The following is a 14,714-nucleotide window of genomic DNA, read 5'->3' as shown; positions in this document are numbered from 1 at the left end:
CACCTTCGCTCCAAGCTCCAGCGCCGACCCGGGTGCCGAGACGGCACCCGGCGCTGGCGTCGCGGCGAAGGTCAGAAATGACCTTCGCTCCAAGCTCCAGCGCGCGTACTGTGTGCGGCATGGAGGCCGACATGGGACGAGACGAAGAAGAGCAGCTCGCGCGCGACACCGCATACAGCCCGTCGAGCGAGGATGAGACCGAGGCCAAGCAGGCGAATCCTGTGCCCGACGCGCTCGACGACGACATCAAAGACGACGTGCGCGTGGCACCCGGCACCGGCGGGCCGGATGATCAGGGCGACGTCGAAGTCGACCCCGACGATCTCAACCTGCCGACCGAGAACGGCTCGCGCTGAGAAGGCTGAGCACACCGAGAACCGACGCAGAAATGAGCAACGCCCCCGGGGTTCCGGGGGCGTTGCTCATTTCACACCGTTCGGCGAGGTGAGACCTCGACTCAGGCGGCTTCCTTCGGAGCCGACGTGTCGGCGGGAAGGGCCTGCTTGGCGGTCTCGACGAGTGCCGCGAAGGTCTCGGGGTTGTTCACCGCGAGGTCGGCGAGGATGCGACGGTCGACCTCGACGCCCGCCAGGTTGAGGCCCTGGATGAAGCGGTTGTAGGTGAGGCCGTTCGCACGCGAGGCGGCGTTGATGCGCTGGATCCACAGGCGACGGAAGTCGCCCTTGCGGGCACGACGGTCGCGGTACGCGTAGACGAGCGAGTGAGTGACCTGCTCCTTGGCCTTGCGGTAGAGGCGCGAACGCTGACCGCGGTAGCCCTCGGCACGCTCAAGGATGACGCGACGCTTCTTGTGGGCGTTGACTGCCCGCTTGACTCTTGCCATTTCTCTGTGTCTTCCTTACTCGCGGCTTACTTGCCGAGAAGCTTCTTGATCGCCTTGACGTCCGCGGGTGCCACGAGCTCGTCCTGGTTCAGGCGGCGCTTGCGGTCGGAGCCCTTGACCTCGAGGTTGTGGCGCATTCCGGCCTGCTGCTTCTTGACCTTGCCGGTGCCGGTGAGCTTGAACCGCTTCTTGGCACCGGAGTGCGTCTTCTGCTTAGGCATTCTCTTCCTCAGTTGTGTTGTGTGCCTTCTTCTCGGCACGCTTCGCATTGGCCTCGGCCTTGGCTTCCGACTTGTTCTTGTGCGGGCCGATGACCATGACCATGTTCCGGCCGTCGATGGTGGGGTTCGACTCGACCGAACCGAACTCCGCGACATCTTCGGCAAACTTCTGCAGCAGCCGCACGCCCTGCTCGGGGCGAGACTGTTCACGACCGCGGAAGAGGATCATGGCCTTGACCTTGTCTCCCGCCTTCAAGAAGCCTTCAGCGCGCTTGCGCTTGGTCTCGTAGTCGTGCTTGTCGATCTTGAGGCGGAACCGAACCTCCTTGAGGATCGTGTTCGCCTGGTTGCGCCGCGCTTCCTTGGCCTTCTGCGCGGCCTCGTACTTGAACTTGCCGTAGTCCATGATCTTGGCCACGGGCGGCTTCGAGTTCGGTGCAACCTCGACCAAATCCAGATCGGCCTCCTGCGCGAGGCGCAGTGCTACCTCGAGCTTGACGACACCGACCTGTTCGCCGCCCGGACCGACCAGGCGGACCTCGGGTACGCGGATTCGGTCGTTGATTCTGGGATCGCTGATACGTGTCTCCTCGGTCTGCGATGATTCTGGCCACCCCCGGGCGGATGCCGGGAGGCGACGAAACGAGGAAGTCCACGCGCGTGAGCGCTTGCACCCTTCAAGCTGCCGTTCACGCAAGCGCATCGGCGGGGTGCAACTACCCGGTAACCTTGATGTCGGTCAACGCGGGTGGGAGAATCTCCACTTTTCGTACCGGGGAAGCCCCGGAGCCCGCACAAGAATAGCAGAGGAAACACCCGATGAGCGAGCACGAGACCGATCACGAGCAGATCCGCGACATCGCGGAGGTGCCGGCGGTCGAGGTGATCAACACCGTCGCGGTGCATTTGCTGAGCGCCGCGGCCGTGAAATGCGGCCTCACCGAACGGGGCAACGAGACGCTCGACCTCGATGAGGCCCGCAAGCTCATCAACGCCCTCGCCGGTCTGGTCACGGCATCCGCCCCTGATCTGGGCGACCAGCACGCACGACCGCTGCGCGACGGACTGCGCTCGGTGCAACTGGCCTTCCGCGAGGCGTCGCCGTTCCCCGACGAGCACGGCAAGGGTCCGGGCGAGAAGTACACCGGCCCCGTCAGCTGACGCATCCGGCGGCGTTGCCGCTTCGGTCGGCCCTACTGAGCCGCGCGCTCGTGGATCATCGCGAGGATGTCGTGGGCGTGCGCGCGGAACTCCGGCGCCTCTCGCGAGTGCTCGCCGCGCGGCCGGTCGAGCGCGATCGGCACCTCGGCTCGAATGCGCCCGGGCCGCGGGCTCATCACCACCACGCGGTCTGAGATGAGCACGGCCTCTTCGATGTCATGGGTGACGAAGACCACCGTGATGCGATGCCGCTCCCACACGTCGATGAGCAGCCGCTGCATATCGGCTCGCGTCAGCGCATCGAGTGCGCCGAACGGCTCATCCATGAGCAGGATGTCGGGGCGGTACGACAGTGAGCGAGCGAGCGCGACGCGCTGCTGCATACCGCCCGAGAGTTCACTCGGGTAGGCGCCCTCGAACCCCTCGAGCCCCACCTGCGCGAGCACCTCACGCGCGGCATCGCGGCGCTCGGCCTGGCTCAGCCGCTCGCCGCGCAGCGCGAACTCGACGTTGCCCTGCGCGGTGAGCCAGGGCAGCAGCGTGGCGCGCTGGAACACGACGCCGCGATCTCGGCCCGGCTCGGTCACGCCTCGTCCGGAGACCGTGACCGTGCCCTCATCAGGCGCGTCGAGACCGGCGATGATCGACAGCAGCGTGCTCTTGCCGCATCCGGAGGTGCCGACCAAGGAGACGAACTCGTTCTCGGCCACCGAGAGGTTCACCTGCTGCAGCGCTGTGACCTCACCGAACCGGCGGGTGACGTCGTCGATGGCGATCTTCGGCGTTCCAGCTGAGACGGCACCGCCGCTGGCAGGTGCGGCGCCGGCGGGTGCTGCGCTGCGATCGATGGAGTCAGTCATGAGGCAGCCCTCTGGTGACGGAACATGCGTCGCCCAGCCGCGCGCATGACCTGGTCGAAGACGAGACCGAGGAGACCGAGCACGAGCACGTAGCCGATGATGGTGTCGGTCGCGAAGAAGCGCTGCGCGGTCATGATGCGGTATCCCATGCCACTCGTGGCCGCGACGAGCTCTGCGACCACGAGCCAGGTCCACGCCCAGCCGAGACAGATGCGCATGGCATCCCAGATGCGGGGCAGCGCCGACGGGAAGACGATCCGCATGAGGATGCCGGCACGTCCCATGCCGAGGGTCTCACCGAGCTGCACGAACGACACCGGCACCTGACGAACGGCATCCGCGATGAGCAGGACTTGCTGGAAGAAGGTGCCGATCCAGATGATGAGGAACTTCTGGGCGTCGTCGGTGCCCACCCAGAGGATCGTGAGCGGCACGAAGGCGACGACCGGCATGTACCGCACGAAGTCGATGAGCGGTTCCAAGGCGGCTTCGGCATGGGCGTTGGCCCCCATAAGCACGCCGAGCGGAAGGGCCATCACCGTCGCGAGCAGGAAGCCCACGAAGATGCGGTAGACACTGACCGCGATATCGCTCCAGAGCTGCCCGTTCTGGGCTTGCGCGATGAGCTTCGCGACGACGGCATCCGGCCCGGGCAGGAACAGCGGGTCGACGAGTCCGAACGCGGTGGCCGCCCACCACACGGCGATGAGCACCACGAAGGTCGCGACCGCGGTCGCGGCGTACCGACGCGGACTCAGCCGCTCCCCCACGCGGCGCGGGCGCCGACGGGGTGAAGCGGCCGCCGGGGAGGCGACGACGGGCGTCTCGGAGGCCACCGCGCGCTTCGCTACTTCAGCAGGCTTGAGTCGACGACGTCGGAGGGCTTCGCGCTGCCGTCGAGGATCTTCGCGACCTTGCCGGCCTCGATGATCGCCGGGAGCGCCTCGTCGAGGTACGCGCCGTCGAGCAGTTCGGCGTTGTCGTCGAGGGTGAAGAACTCGACGCCGTCGAACGCCGTGGTCAGCTCCTCAGGTGCTGCACCGACCGCGGTCGCGATGATGGCGCGGCCCTCGTCGGTGTTGTCGTTGTAGAAGCCGATGGCGTCGTCCCACGCGGCGAGCAAGCTGCGAAGCGCCTCCGGCTTCTGCTCGAGCACATCGTTGCGCACGACGAGCACGTCGCTGATGAGACCCTCGCGCTCGGCGGCCGTGTACAGCACGTGCACCGAGTCGGACTGAGCGAGGGCCTCGGTGATGTACGGCTCGTAGGTGACCGCGACCGGCACACGGTTGCCGATCAGCGCGGCACCGGCTTCGCTCGCGCCCATTGGCACCCGCTCGATGTCGTCGATGCTCATGCCGTTCTCGGCGAGCGCGTAGTTCAGGAGCAGGTCGCTGGTCGCGCCCTCTTCGTACGCGACCTTCTGACCCTTCAGATCGGCGATGGTGGTGATGTCGCCGCTCGCGATGATGGCGTCGGCGGTGGTCGCGGCATCCATGAGCAGGATGATCGAGACGTCCACACCGTTCTCGACGAACTGCAGGGCGGTGTGGCTCGCGACATTGGCCACGTCGGCCTGACCGGAGGCGAGCGCCGCGTTCACCTCGGCGTCGCCGTCGAAGCTCGTGAGCGTCACGTCGAGGCCGCGGTCGTCGAAGTACCCCTGCTCGTCGGCGATCGCCCACGGGCCGTAGCCGATCCAGGGCTGCGTCGCCATGCGGATCGCCGTGGACTCGGTTTCTTCGCCCTGCTGCGAATCGGTGCTGCCGGCAGCGCATCCGGTGAGGGCGAGGCCGACAGCGGCTACCGCGGCGACTGCCGCCATTCGCGGTGCGAAGCGACGGGATGCAAGACCGAGAGACACGATGTTCCTTCCTTGGCGCGCCGCAGAACCGACGCAGAAACCCCCAAGAGTTTACTCGCTCCGGCGCACCACCGATGAGCGCCGGCGCACCACCCGAGCGCGGGCGGCGGCCCGTGCAGTGGAGCGCCAGGTCGCATGAGCCGCTCTCGCCTCGACCGAACGGGTCTCAGGCGGGCGACGGTCCTGCGGCGAGCTTGACCGTCATCGAGTCGACCCGCTCTGCGATGACCGTCTCGGTGGCCCAGCGCTGCTGCAATCGCGACAGCACCGCAGAGAGCGCCTGCTGGTCGAGACCCGGCGCGAGAGTGAGGCGCACAATGACCTCGGGGCCCTGCAGTCGGTGGTCGGGGTCACCCGACGAGATCTCGACGCGCTGCACGGCAGGTTCATCGGCGACGGATGCCGAGAAGCAGGCGATCACTTCGGGGTCGTCGTAGGCGGGACGCCAGCCCGTGCTCTGCGCGATCGCCCAGAGTGCCGGTCTGCGCACGACGAACTCGTGCTCGGAACCCGGGTCGATGACCACGAGGTCGGTCTGCTCTGACGCGGCAGCGAGCGCGACGCGCTGGCCATCGACGGGGATCGGCCTGGCTGCGGCGTTCCAGTGCTGCATCGCGTCGACGCTGCTGAACACCGGCATGACGTTCCGCCCATCGGGGCCGGCCACGGTCACGATGGAGAGCTCCTGGCTCTTGTCGATGAGCTGACCGTGCTCGTTCTCGCCCGCCTCGCCGAGCTCGGCCACGAGCGGCACGAGCAGGCGCACGGAACGCACGGCGTCGACGACAGCATCCGCCCCCGCAGTGCCCTCTCGGAACCCGCGCAGCGCCGCCTCGAGCTCTCGGGGCGCACGACCGTCGTCGTTGGCGTGCGGGTTCGCCTGGAATTCCCGCCCCTCCCAGGGAACGCCAGCTGAATCCGCGTGGCCCGTGTCTGCTCCTCGCATACCGCTCGCCGCCTACCGCTGGACGCTGCCCGTTCGCCGGTCGCTGGGCTCAGACGCCGGCGACGTCGAGCGCCTCCGCGAGAGTGAATGCGCCGGCGTACAGCGCCTTGCCGATGATGGCGCCCTCGAGTCCGAGGGGTACGAGGTCGCGAAGCGCAGCGATGTCGTCGAGGTTCGACACCCCGCCCGACGCGATGACGGGCTTGTCGGTGCGCTCGAGCACCTCGCGCAGCAGGTCGAGGTTCGGGCCGCGCAGTGTGCCGTCCTTGGTGACATCGGTCACGACGTAGCGGCTGCAGCCGGCCTCTTCGAGACGGGCCATGACCGCCCAGAGGTCGCCGCCCTCCTGCGTCCAGCCCCGCGTGGCGAGGGTCGTGCCCCGCACATCGAGACCGATCGCGATCGCCTCGCCGTACTCGGCGATGACGTGCGCCGCCCATTCGGGGTTCTCGAGTGCGGCGGTGCCGAGGTTCAACCGGCGCGCACCAGTGGCGAGCGCTGCCTCGACGCCCTCGTCGTCACGGATGCCGCCGGAGAGCTCCACGTGCACCTCGCGCGGCAGGTTCTTGATGATGCGCTTGATCACTCCGCGGTTGTGCCCACGACCGAACGCTGCATCGAGGTCGACGAGGTGGATCCACTCCGCGCCCTGCTCGGCCCACAACTCGGCCGCGGACACGGGGTCGCCGTAGTCGGTCTCGCTGCCCGCCTCGCCCTGCAGCAGACGCACCGCCTTGCCATCGACGACATCAATGGCCGGCAGCAGGGTCAATACGGGAGAAGTGCTGAACTCGCTCATGTCTTCCTCGTGTCGGGGCGATCGATCGCCCGTCCGCGCGAGTGCGCGGTGGCGTGACGGCCGACGAATGATGCTACTCGCGAATCCCATGCGGTGCTGGATCAGAGGGTCGCGAGCCAGTTGCGCAGCAGACGGATGCCTGGCTGACCCGACTTCTCGGGGTGGAACTGCGTCGCCATGAGCGGCCCGTTCTCGACCGCCGCGAGGAACCGCTCGCCGTGCCGGGCCCAGGTGAGCCGAGGTTGTGGGAACTGCGGGTCGGCCTGCAGCGTCCACTCGTGTGCCGCGTAGGAGTGCACGAAATAGAAGCGCTCATCACGGATGCCGTCGAAGAGTCGCGAGTCCGGTGCTGCCTCGACCGTGTTCCAACCCATGTGCGGCAGCACATCGGCCTGCAGGCGCGTCACCGAGCCGGGCCACTCCCCCATGCCTGCGGTATCGATTCCCCGCTCCACCCCGTGTTCGAACAGCACCTGCATCCCGACGCAGATGCCGAGCACGCCCCGGCCACCGCTCAATCGACGACCGATGAGTTCGTGGGCGCGCACGGCGTCGAGCTGCTCCATCACCGCCGAGAACGCGCCGACCCCCGGCACGACCAGACCGTCGGCCGCGATCACCCGATCGCGTGCGGCGGTGACTTCGACGCGCGCGCCGGCGGCTTCAACCGCTTTGGCGGCCGAGTGGATGTTGCCTGACCCGTAGTCGAGCACGACGACGGAAGGACCGGTCATGATCAGAGAGCGCCCTTGGTCGAGGGGATGCCGGTGACCTTCTCGTCACGGGCGATGGCGGTGCGCAGCGCCCGAGCGAAGGCCTTGAACTCGGCCTCGGCGATGTGGTGCGGGTCGCGGCCCTCGATGAGTCGCACGTGCACGGTGAGGCCCGCGTTGAACGTGATCGCCTCGAACACGTGACGCACCATGGAACCGGTGAAGTGACCTCCGATGAGGTGCAGCTCGAAACCGTCGGGCTCGCCGCTGTGGACCAGGTACGGGCGGCCGGAGACGTCGACCACCGCCTGAGCCAGCGCCTCGTCGAGGGGCACGAGCGCGTCGCCGTAGCGGGAGATGCCCGCCTTGTCGCCGAGGGCCTGCTTCAGTGCCTGTCCCAGCACGATGGCGGTGTCTTCGACGGTGTGGTGCACGTCGATGTGAGTGTCGCCCTTGGCCCGGATCGTGAGGTCGATGAGGGAGTGCTTCGACAGCGCGGTGAGCATGTGGTCGTAGAACGGCACACCGGTGTCGATCGAGGACGCACCAGTGCCATCGAGGTCGAGTTCGAGTTCGACGCTCGACTCGCTGGTCTCTCGCGAAATGGAAGCGACACGGGGCTGGGGGGTCATGCCTCGATCCTAGCGAGCGCCTCGAGGAAGGCCGTCGTCTCGGCCTCCGTGCCCGCGCTCACGCGCAGGTGACCGGGAATCCCGAGATCGCGAATGAGGATGTCATCGGCGAGCAGCCGCAGGAACACGTCGTGCGGGTCGGCGACGCCGCCGAAGAGCACGAAGTTCGACCAGCTGCGGTAGGGCCGATAGCCAAGCTTGGGAAGTTCGGCGACGATGCGGTCCCGCTGCGCCTTGATGTCGTCGACCATCGCGAGCATGAGGTCGGCATGATCCAGCGCAGCGCCCGCTGCCGCTTGGGTGAGGGCCGAGAGATGGTACGGGAGTCGCACCAGTCTCAGCGCGTCCGTCACTGCGGGGTCGGCGGCGAGGTACCCGACTCGAGCGCCAGCGAATGCGAAGGCCTTGCTCAGGGTGCGCGAGACGGCGAGGCGCGGACGCCCCTCTAACAGCGTCAATGCGGTGGGCGAACCGGTGGGCGCGAACTCGGCGTACGCCTCGTCGACCAGCAGCATCCCATCGAACGCGCTGTAGGCGGCTTCGATGGTATCGAGCGACACCGGTGTGCCGGTGGGGTTGTTGGGTGAGCAGAGGAAGACGATGTCGGGCTTCGTGGCGCGGATGCCGCGCTCCACCGTTTCGGGGCTCAGCTCGAAGTCGGCGTCTCGCGGCGCAGTGACCCAGTGGGTGCCGGTGCCCTCCGCGATGATCGAGTGCATCGAGTAGGTCGGCGGGAAGCCGAGCACGGTGCGACCGGGACCACCGAACGCTTGCATGAACTGCTGCAGCACTTCGTTCGACCCGTTCGCTGCCCAGATCTGCTCGCGCGTGATGCCATGACCCAGGTAGGCGGCGAGCTTCTCCCTAAGGACAGTGAACTCGCGGTCGGGATACCGGTTGACGGTGCGCACGGCCTGCGCGACCCGGTCCACTATGTCCTGAGCAACCGTCTCGGGCACTGGATGGGTGTTCTCGTTGACATTGAGCGCGACGCGCACCGGCTTCTGGGGCGCACCGTACGGCTTCTTGCCGCGCAGGTCGTCGCGGATGGGCAGATCGTCGAGGGTGGTCACCGGGTCAGTGTAGCCAGCGGGTGCCGCCGCAGCTTCGAGCGGCGAGGGCGGATCAGCGGGCGTAGGCCACGGGCATCGCCAACTGCTGACCGGGCTGCACGTCGGTGCTCTCGAGCTGGTTGAGGCGCGCGATCTCGTAGATGACATCGCGAGGGTCTGAGCCGGGCGCGATGCGTTCAGCGATGCTCCAGAGCGACTCGCCCGCCTCGACCGTGACCGTGGAGAACGTCACACCGCTCGCGGTGTCGCCGGCAGTCGCCACGCCGCCCTGCAGGCCGATGAAGAGGGCGGCTGCGACCGCTGGAATCGCTGCCAATGTGGTGAAGACCGCGCGCCCGCGGCGAGTCAGGCGCAGACGGGGTGCGGTGGTGCGCGGTGCGATGGTGCGGTGCGATGCAGACATCTCTTCTCCTCTTCCGTACGGTGCCGCGGGAACCCGATCGGCCGTTCCGGTCGGGTTCGCATCCGACGCCGCGGGCCGGCGGGCATCGGATGCGAACCTGTGTTCCGAACATACTTTCGAATCTCTAGACTGTCAACCACTCCTAGTGCCGCGAAATCACGCGGAAGCCCGCGAGACACGTTCGAAGAAATGTTTGTCTCCTCCACTGAGGGCGGATACAGTTTCGAGAGTCAGGAGTAGTCAACGGACGACCACTGACATTCGAGACGGCGGGCGCCGTCGCGCACCAGGAGGGGACGATGGGCGACATGACGGAGCCGGGCCGGGGCACTCGCCGGAGAAAGAGTCTCAGCGACAAGCAGCGCGCCATCCTGGAAGCCATCCAGCGCTCCGTGACCACTCGGGGCTACCCGCCGAGCATGCGCGAGATCGGTGACGCAGTCGGCCTGGCCTCGCTCTCGAGCGTCACGCACCAGCTGAACCAACTGGAGCTGAGCGGCTATCTGCGCCGCGACCCCAACCGTCCCCGCGCGCTCGAAGTGCTCATCGACCTGCCGGGCGAGGATGCCGCGGGCGAGACCGCTGTCGTGGGTGACGCTGCGATGGTCCCCATGGTCGGGCGCATCGCCGCCGGCATCCCGATCACTGCTGAGCAGCAGATCGAAGAGGTGTTCCCTCTTCCTCGCCAACTGGTGGGCAAGGGCGACCTCTTCATTCTCAAGGTCGTCGGCGACTCGATGATCGATGCCGCCATCTGCGACGGCGACTGGGTCGTGGTGCGTCAGCAGCCGACCGCCGAGAACGGCGACATCGTGGCGGCCATGCTCGACGACGAGGCGACGGTGAAAGTCTTCCGCCAGCGCGACGGCCACACGTGGCTGCTTCCTCGCAACAGCAACTTCGAACCGATTCTCGGCGACTACGCCGAAGTGCTGGGCAAGGTCGTCGCCGTGCTCCGCACCGTGTGACGGTCGCTACCCCGCAGGCGCTCACCCGCCGAACCGTCCGCGGGCGCTCAGACACCGCCCGCGGACGCCGCGGTTCACATCTTGACCGCGAACTCCTGCACCGCGTCGAGGCCGGAAGGGTGCACGAGTGCCTTGACGCGCGTGCCCGACGATAGATAGTCGGTCTTCAGCACACGCCCCTGCACGTGCAGGCGAGAGATGACGTCGCCGCGGTCGTACGGCACCAGCAGCTCGACCTCGACCTCGGGCGCAGGCAAGAGGTCTGCGATCCGCTGCTGCAGCTCTTCGACGCCCTCACCCGTGCGTGCGGAGACGAAGATCCCGGTCGGTTCCAGCCCTCGCAGCACCAGTCGGTCATCGTCGCTCACAAGGTCGGCCTTGTTGAATGCCACGATCTCGGGGATGTCGCGAGCATCCACCTCACCGATGACGTCGCGCACGGAGGCGAGCTGACCGGCAGGGTCGGGGTGCGAGGCGTCGACGACGTGCACGATCACGTCGGCGTCCTTCACCTCTTCGAGCGTCGAGCGGAACGCCTCGACCAGCTGGTGCGGCAGGTTCCGCACGAACCCGACCGTGTCGGCAAGCGTGTAGGCCCGCCCATCCGGCGTCTGCGTTCGACGAACCGTCGGATCGAGCGTTGCGAAGAGCGCGTTCTCGACCAGCACACCCGCGTGGGTGATGCGGTTGAGCAGGCTCGACTTGCCGGCGTTCGTGTAGCCCGCGATCGCGACGCTCGGCACGTGGTGACGGTGCCTGTTCGCCCGCTTCGTCTCACGAGACGGCGCGAAGGCCTTGATCTGCTTACGCAGCTTCGCCATGCGCTGGTGGATGCGTCGCCGGTCGAGTTCGATCTTCGTCTCACCCGGGCCGCGGCTGCCCATGCCGGCACCCGCAGCGCCGACCTGGCCACCGGCCTGGCGGCTCATCGACTCGCCCCAACCACGCAGACGCGGAAGCAGATACTCGAGCTGGGCGAGCTCGACCTGCGCCTTGCCCTCCCGGCTCTTGGCGTGCTGGCTGAAGATATCGAGGATCACTGCCGTGCGGTCGATCACCTTCACCTTCACGACGTCTTCAAGCGCGCGGCGCTGACTGGGTGCGAGCTCCGTGTCGGCGATCACCGTGTCAGCCCCGAGAGCCCGCACGATGTCTGCGAGCTCGCGCGCCTTGCCGCTGCCGAAGTACGTGCTCGGATCCGGATGCGGACGCCGCTGCAGCAGGCCGTCGAGCACGACGGCGCCGGCGGTCTCGGCCAGCGCGGCGAGCTCGCGCAGCGAGTTCTCGGCATCCTGCAGGCTTCCCGAGGAGTAGACCCCGATGAGCACGACGTTCTCGAGCCGCAACTGGCGGTACTCGACTTCGGTGACATCTTCGAGCTCGGTCGAGAGACCCGCGACGCGGCGGAGTGCGGCACGTTCCTCGCGGTCGAACTGCTCGCCGTCGCCTGGGGCGGTCTCGGCGGACGCGGAAGTGTCGGGCTCATCAAGCGCCGGAGCGAGCGCGCCCGAGAACCTGGTGTACCCCGCCGCGCGAGTGGTGTCTGCCGCGAGCACGCGGCTCACGGCGTCATCGGTGGAGACGGCGGCCCCGGCATCCATCTGCTGGTCGGCCGCTCGGTCGTCATCGACAGGCATGCCGTGTTCAGCTTCAGTCATCGGCTTAACCCTAGTCCTTTCGTTTTCGGTAGGTTTTTCGAATGGTCACGGAGCATTACTTCTCAGAAATGCCCGCTAGCGATGCGAAATTGCGCCAATTGCGCGTTCGCATCGCCGGGCGGGAGGTCGAGGTGACCACGGCGTCTGGGGTGTTCAGTCCCGAACGCATCGACGTCGGAACGCAGGTGCTGCTCGCGAACACTCCTGCTCCCCCGCCCGGAGGCAACCTCCTCGATCTCGGCTGCGGTTGGGGTCCGATCGCGCTCACGCTCGCGACCGAGTCGCCGCATGCGACGGTCTGGGCCGTCGACGTGAACGAGCGGGCCCTCGACCTCGTGCGCCGCAACGCCGAGTCCCTGGGGCTGACGAACATCACGGCGGCCACGCCGGATCAGGTGCCCGACGACATCCGCTTCATGACGGTGTGGTCGAATCCCCCGATCCGCGTCGGCAAGAACGAATTGCACGCCATGCTGGAACGCTGGCTGCCGCGGCTCGACCACGACACCGAGGCCTGGCTCGTGGTGGCGAAGAACCTTGGAGCCGATTCGCTCCAGCGCTGGCTTCAGGGCAGGTTCCCCGACGAGTTCACATTCGTGCGTGCCTCGACGAACAAGGGATTCCGGGTGCTTCGCGGACGACGGCGCTGAGCCGATCGAGGAGCGGCCGCCGAAGAACGGTGGCCGAGCAGGGCTGCGCTGCTCCGGGTCGTCCGCGCGTCAGATGATCACCGCGCCACTATAGCCCGAGCGCTTCGCCGAAGCGCAATCCGCATCAGTCGGGGATCGCGAACTCGCCCTTGAACACGAGTTCGGCGGGTCCGCTCAGCGCGACTCGCTCGCCCTCTTCCGCGCGGAACGCGCGCACCGCGACCGTGCCGCCGGGCACTGACACCCGCCAATGGTCAGGGGCGCCCGCGCCGGCCCAGTGCCGTGTCGCCAGCGCGGCCGCGGCGGCTCCGGTGCCGCAACTCAGGGTCTCGCCCACGCCGCGCTCGTGCACCCGCATGCGGATTCGGCCGATACCGTCCTTGACCAGCGGATCTGCCGGCACGACGAACTCGATGTTCGCGCCCGAGACCGGCGCAGGATCGAGTTGGGGCGCCGTGCCGAGGTCGAGCGAGTCGAGTTCGTCGTCGCCGGCGAGGGCCACGACCACATGAGGCGTACCCACCTCGAGCCCGAGTCCCGGGCGGGCCACCGGCAGGTTGCGGGCGCGCACCAGTGGCTCGGCGCCGGTCAGACGCCAATGACCGAGGTCGACCTGGAAGCCGCTGCGGTTCGACTGCACATCGCGCACCCCCGCACGAGTGCCGATCGGAAGGGTCTCGCCGGGCTCCAGAGTCACGAGCCCTTCATCGAGCAGATACCGGGTGAAGACGCGGATGCCGTTGCCGCACATCTCTGCGACGCTTCCGTCGGCGTTGTAGTAGTCCATGAACCACTCGGCGTCAGGGTCCTCTTCCAGCGATGCTGCGCCATCCAGGAGGTTGCGAGAGCGCACAGCGCGGATGATGCCGTCAGCGCCGATTCCGAAATGCCGATCGGCGAGCATGGCAAGTTTCTCGGCACTCAGACTCTGCTCTCCGCCTGGGTCGGCGAACAGGATGAAGTCGTTGCCCGTGCCGTGGCCCTTGGTGAAATGCAGCGTGCCCATCGGGTCAATGCTAGGCGGCGCGGGCGAGCGCTTCGTCTACGAGCCCGGGCTGATCTGCTGAGAGCCATCGCGCATCGTGGTAGCGACGGAACCAACTGACCTGGCGACGGGCATACCTACGGGTCAGCGCGGCGGTCTGCTCGATAGCGGATGCCTGGTCAAGCTCTCCACGCAGTTGCGCGATGGCCTGCGCATAGCCGATCGCTCGCCCTGCCGTCTGACCGAACCGCACACCGTCGGCGAGCAGCGAACGCACCTCTTCGACGATCCCTTCACTCCACATCTCTGCTGCTCGGCGGTCAAGACGTTCCACGAGCTGCGCGCGCGGCAGGTCGAGCCCGATGATCTGCGCCGGTCGCCAGTAGGCGGGCTGCTCTGGGAGCCCCGCATCGAAGGGAGCGCCTGTGAGCTCGATCACCTCCAGCGCGCGGACGATCCGGCGGCCATTCTGGGCATCGATCGTGCGGGCGGATGCCGGATCGAGCTCCCTGAGTCGCCGATGCAGTTCGCCCGGCCCTCGGTCTTCGAGCTCGCGTTCGAGACGCGCCCGAACCGCGGGATCCGTGCCGGGGAACCGGAGGTCGAACAACACTGCCGAGACGTAGAGCCCGCTGCCGCCGACCAGGATCGGCACGGCACCGCGGTCTGCGATCTGTTCGACCGCGGCGCGTGCCTCTTGCTGGAACCAGGCCACGCTCGCCTCGTCGGCGGGGTCGAGCACGTCGAAGAAGTGATGCGGGATGCCGCGGCGTTCGGCAGGCGGAACTTTGGCAGTGCCGATGTCCATGCCCCGGTACAGCTGCATGGCATCGGCGTTCACGATCTCAGCGGGCCGGCCTTCTTCCGCGAGTCGCTCCGCCAGATCGAGGGAGAGGGCGGACTTGCCGGTGCCGGTGGCGCCGACGATGGCCAGCAT

At 67.6% G+C, this 14,714-nt stretch carries 19 protein-coding genes; 4 read left to right on the top strand and 15 right to left on the bottom strand.

The genetic code is table 11. The features are described 5' to 3' along the window. The first annotated feature begins 131 nt into the window (after positions 1-131). Entirely contained in the window at positions 132-356 is a 225-nt protein-coding gene (locus QF206_RS12315; RefSeq protein ID WP_281489538.1) for a hypothetical protein, read from the top strand. Positions 357-457: 101 nt separating this feature from the next. Here the strand turns inward: QF206_RS12315 and rplT are convergent, their stop codons facing one another. Genes rplT through infC form a run of 3 tightly spaced genes read right to left on the bottom strand, consistent with a single transcriptional unit; the run spans position 458 to position 1,645 of the window. After that, positions 458-844 carry a 50S ribosomal protein L20 gene (gene rplT, locus QF206_RS12310; RefSeq protein WP_281489537.1) on the bottom strand — a complete coding sequence of 129 codons (387 nt, stop codon included), beginning with the start codon at positions 842-844 and terminating at the stop codon, positions 458-460. Positions 845-870: 26 nt separating this feature from the next. Further along, positions 871-1,065, bottom strand: coding sequence for a 50S ribosomal protein L35 (rpmI, locus tag QF206_RS12305; protein WP_281489536.1), 195 nt, complete (start codon positions 1,063-1,065; stop codon positions 871-873). Beyond that, positions 1,058-1,645: a translation initiation factor IF-3 gene (infC, locus tag QF206_RS12300; RefSeq protein ID WP_281489561.1), complete on the bottom strand. Its 588-nt coding sequence runs from the start codon at positions 1,643-1,645 to the stop codon at positions 1,058-1,060. The genes rpmI and infC overlap by 8 nt, the downstream gene beginning before the upstream one ends. 239 nt (positions 1,646-1,884) lie before the next feature. On the opposite strand from infC, the gene QF206_RS12295 reads away from it, so the two are divergent. After that, positions 1,885-2,226 carry a DUF1844 domain-containing protein gene (locus QF206_RS12295; protein ID WP_281489535.1) on the top strand — a complete coding sequence of 114 codons (342 nt, stop codon included), beginning with the start codon at positions 1,885-1,887 and terminating at the stop codon, positions 2,224-2,226. 32 nt (positions 2,227-2,258) lie between these two features. Here the strand turns inward: QF206_RS12295 and QF206_RS12290 are convergent, their stop codons facing one another. The 9 genes from QF206_RS12290 to QF206_RS12250 form a co-directional block, all read right to left on the bottom strand. Continuing rightward, positions 2,259-3,086 (bottom strand): ABC transporter ATP-binding protein, encoded by an 828-nt coding sequence (locus QF206_RS12290; RefSeq protein ID WP_281489534.1) that lies wholly within the window; start codon positions 3,084-3,086, stop codon positions 2,259-2,261. Beyond that, positions 3,083-3,922, bottom strand: a complete 840-nt coding sequence (locus QF206_RS12285) for an ABC transporter permease (protein ID WP_281489533.1) — start codon at positions 3,920-3,922, stop codon at positions 3,083-3,085. Before QF206_RS12285 ends, QF206_RS12290 begins: the two co-directional genes overlap by 4 nt. Before the next feature lie 11 nt (positions 3,923-3,933). After that, a complete protein-coding gene (locus QF206_RS12280) occupies positions 3,934-4,950 on the bottom strand; it encodes an ABC transporter substrate-binding protein (RefSeq protein ID WP_281489532.1) in 1,017 nt (338 codons plus the stop codon). Between the two features lie 166 nt (positions 4,951-5,116). Then, positions 5,117-5,896 (bottom strand): SseB family protein, encoded by a 780-nt coding sequence (locus QF206_RS12275; RefSeq protein ID WP_281489531.1) that lies wholly within the window; start codon positions 5,894-5,896, stop codon positions 5,117-5,119. Positions 5,897-5,945: 49 nt separating this feature from the next. Next, complete coding sequence (gene priA, locus QF206_RS12270; RefSeq protein ID WP_281489530.1) at positions 5,946-6,695, bottom strand: bifunctional 1-(5-phosphoribosyl)-5-((5-phosphoribosylamino)methylideneamino)imidazole-4-carboxamide isomerase/phosphoribosylanthranilate isomerase PriA; 750 nt, start codon at positions 6,693-6,695, stop codon at positions 5,946-5,948. Between the two features lie 101 nt (positions 6,696-6,796). Beyond that, positions 6,797-7,429: an imidazole glycerol phosphate synthase subunit HisH gene (hisH, locus tag QF206_RS12265; RefSeq protein ID WP_281489529.1), complete on the bottom strand. Its 633-nt coding sequence runs from the start codon at positions 7,427-7,429 to the stop codon at positions 6,797-6,799. Between the two features lie 2 nt (positions 7,430-7,431). Continuing rightward, positions 7,432-8,040 (bottom strand): imidazoleglycerol-phosphate dehydratase HisB, encoded by a 609-nt coding sequence (hisB, locus tag QF206_RS12260; RefSeq protein ID WP_281489528.1) that lies wholly within the window; start codon positions 8,038-8,040, stop codon positions 7,432-7,434. Then, a complete protein-coding gene (locus QF206_RS12255) occupies positions 8,037-9,113 on the bottom strand; it encodes a histidinol-phosphate transaminase (RefSeq protein ID WP_281489527.1) in 1,077 nt (358 codons plus the stop codon). The genes hisB and QF206_RS12255 overlap by 4 nt, the downstream gene beginning before the upstream one ends. 52 nt (positions 9,114-9,165) lie before the next feature. Next, entirely contained in the window at positions 9,166-9,516 is a 351-nt protein-coding gene (locus tag QF206_RS12250) for a LysM peptidoglycan-binding domain-containing protein (RefSeq protein WP_281489526.1), read from the bottom strand. 299 nt (positions 9,517-9,815) lie between these two features. On the opposite strand from QF206_RS12250, the gene lexA reads away from it, so the two are divergent. Next, entirely contained in the window at positions 9,816-10,484 is a 669-nt protein-coding gene (gene lexA, locus QF206_RS12245) for a transcriptional repressor LexA (RefSeq protein WP_281489525.1), read from the top strand. Between the two features lie 74 nt (positions 10,485-10,558). Here lexA and hflX read toward each other — a convergent pair whose 3' ends face one another. After that, on the bottom strand, positions 10,559-12,142 hold the full coding sequence (gene hflX, locus QF206_RS12240; RefSeq protein WP_422785395.1) for a GTPase HflX: 1,584 nt from the start codon (positions 12,140-12,142) through the stop codon (positions 10,559-10,561). Between the two features lie 41 nt (positions 12,143-12,183). Here hflX and QF206_RS12235 point away from each other — a divergent pair, with 41 nt between their 5' ends. Further along, on the top strand, positions 12,184-12,792 hold the full coding sequence (locus tag QF206_RS12235; protein WP_281489524.1) for a class I SAM-dependent methyltransferase: 609 nt from the start codon (positions 12,184-12,186) through the stop codon (positions 12,790-12,792). A 124-nt stretch (positions 12,793-12,916) separates the two neighbouring features. Here QF206_RS12235 and dapF read toward each other — a convergent pair whose 3' ends face one another. Further along, positions 12,917-13,798, bottom strand: a complete 882-nt coding sequence (gene dapF / locus QF206_RS12230) for a diaminopimelate epimerase (RefSeq protein ID WP_281489523.1) — start codon at positions 13,796-13,798, stop codon at positions 12,917-12,919. A gap of 10 nt (positions 13,799-13,808) precedes the next feature. Further along, positions 13,809-14,714 (bottom strand): tRNA (adenosine(37)-N6)-dimethylallyltransferase MiaA, encoded by a 906-nt coding sequence (gene miaA, locus QF206_RS12225; RefSeq protein ID WP_281489522.1) that lies wholly within the window; start codon positions 14,712-14,714, stop codon positions 13,809-13,811.

This window comes from Ruicaihuangia caeni (assembly GCF_029952955.1).
Lineage (GTDB): Bacteria > Actinomycetota > Actinomycetes > Actinomycetales > Microbacteriaceae > Ruicaihuangia > Ruicaihuangia caeni.
This window is presented reverse-complemented; position numbering and strand designations above follow the sequence as displayed.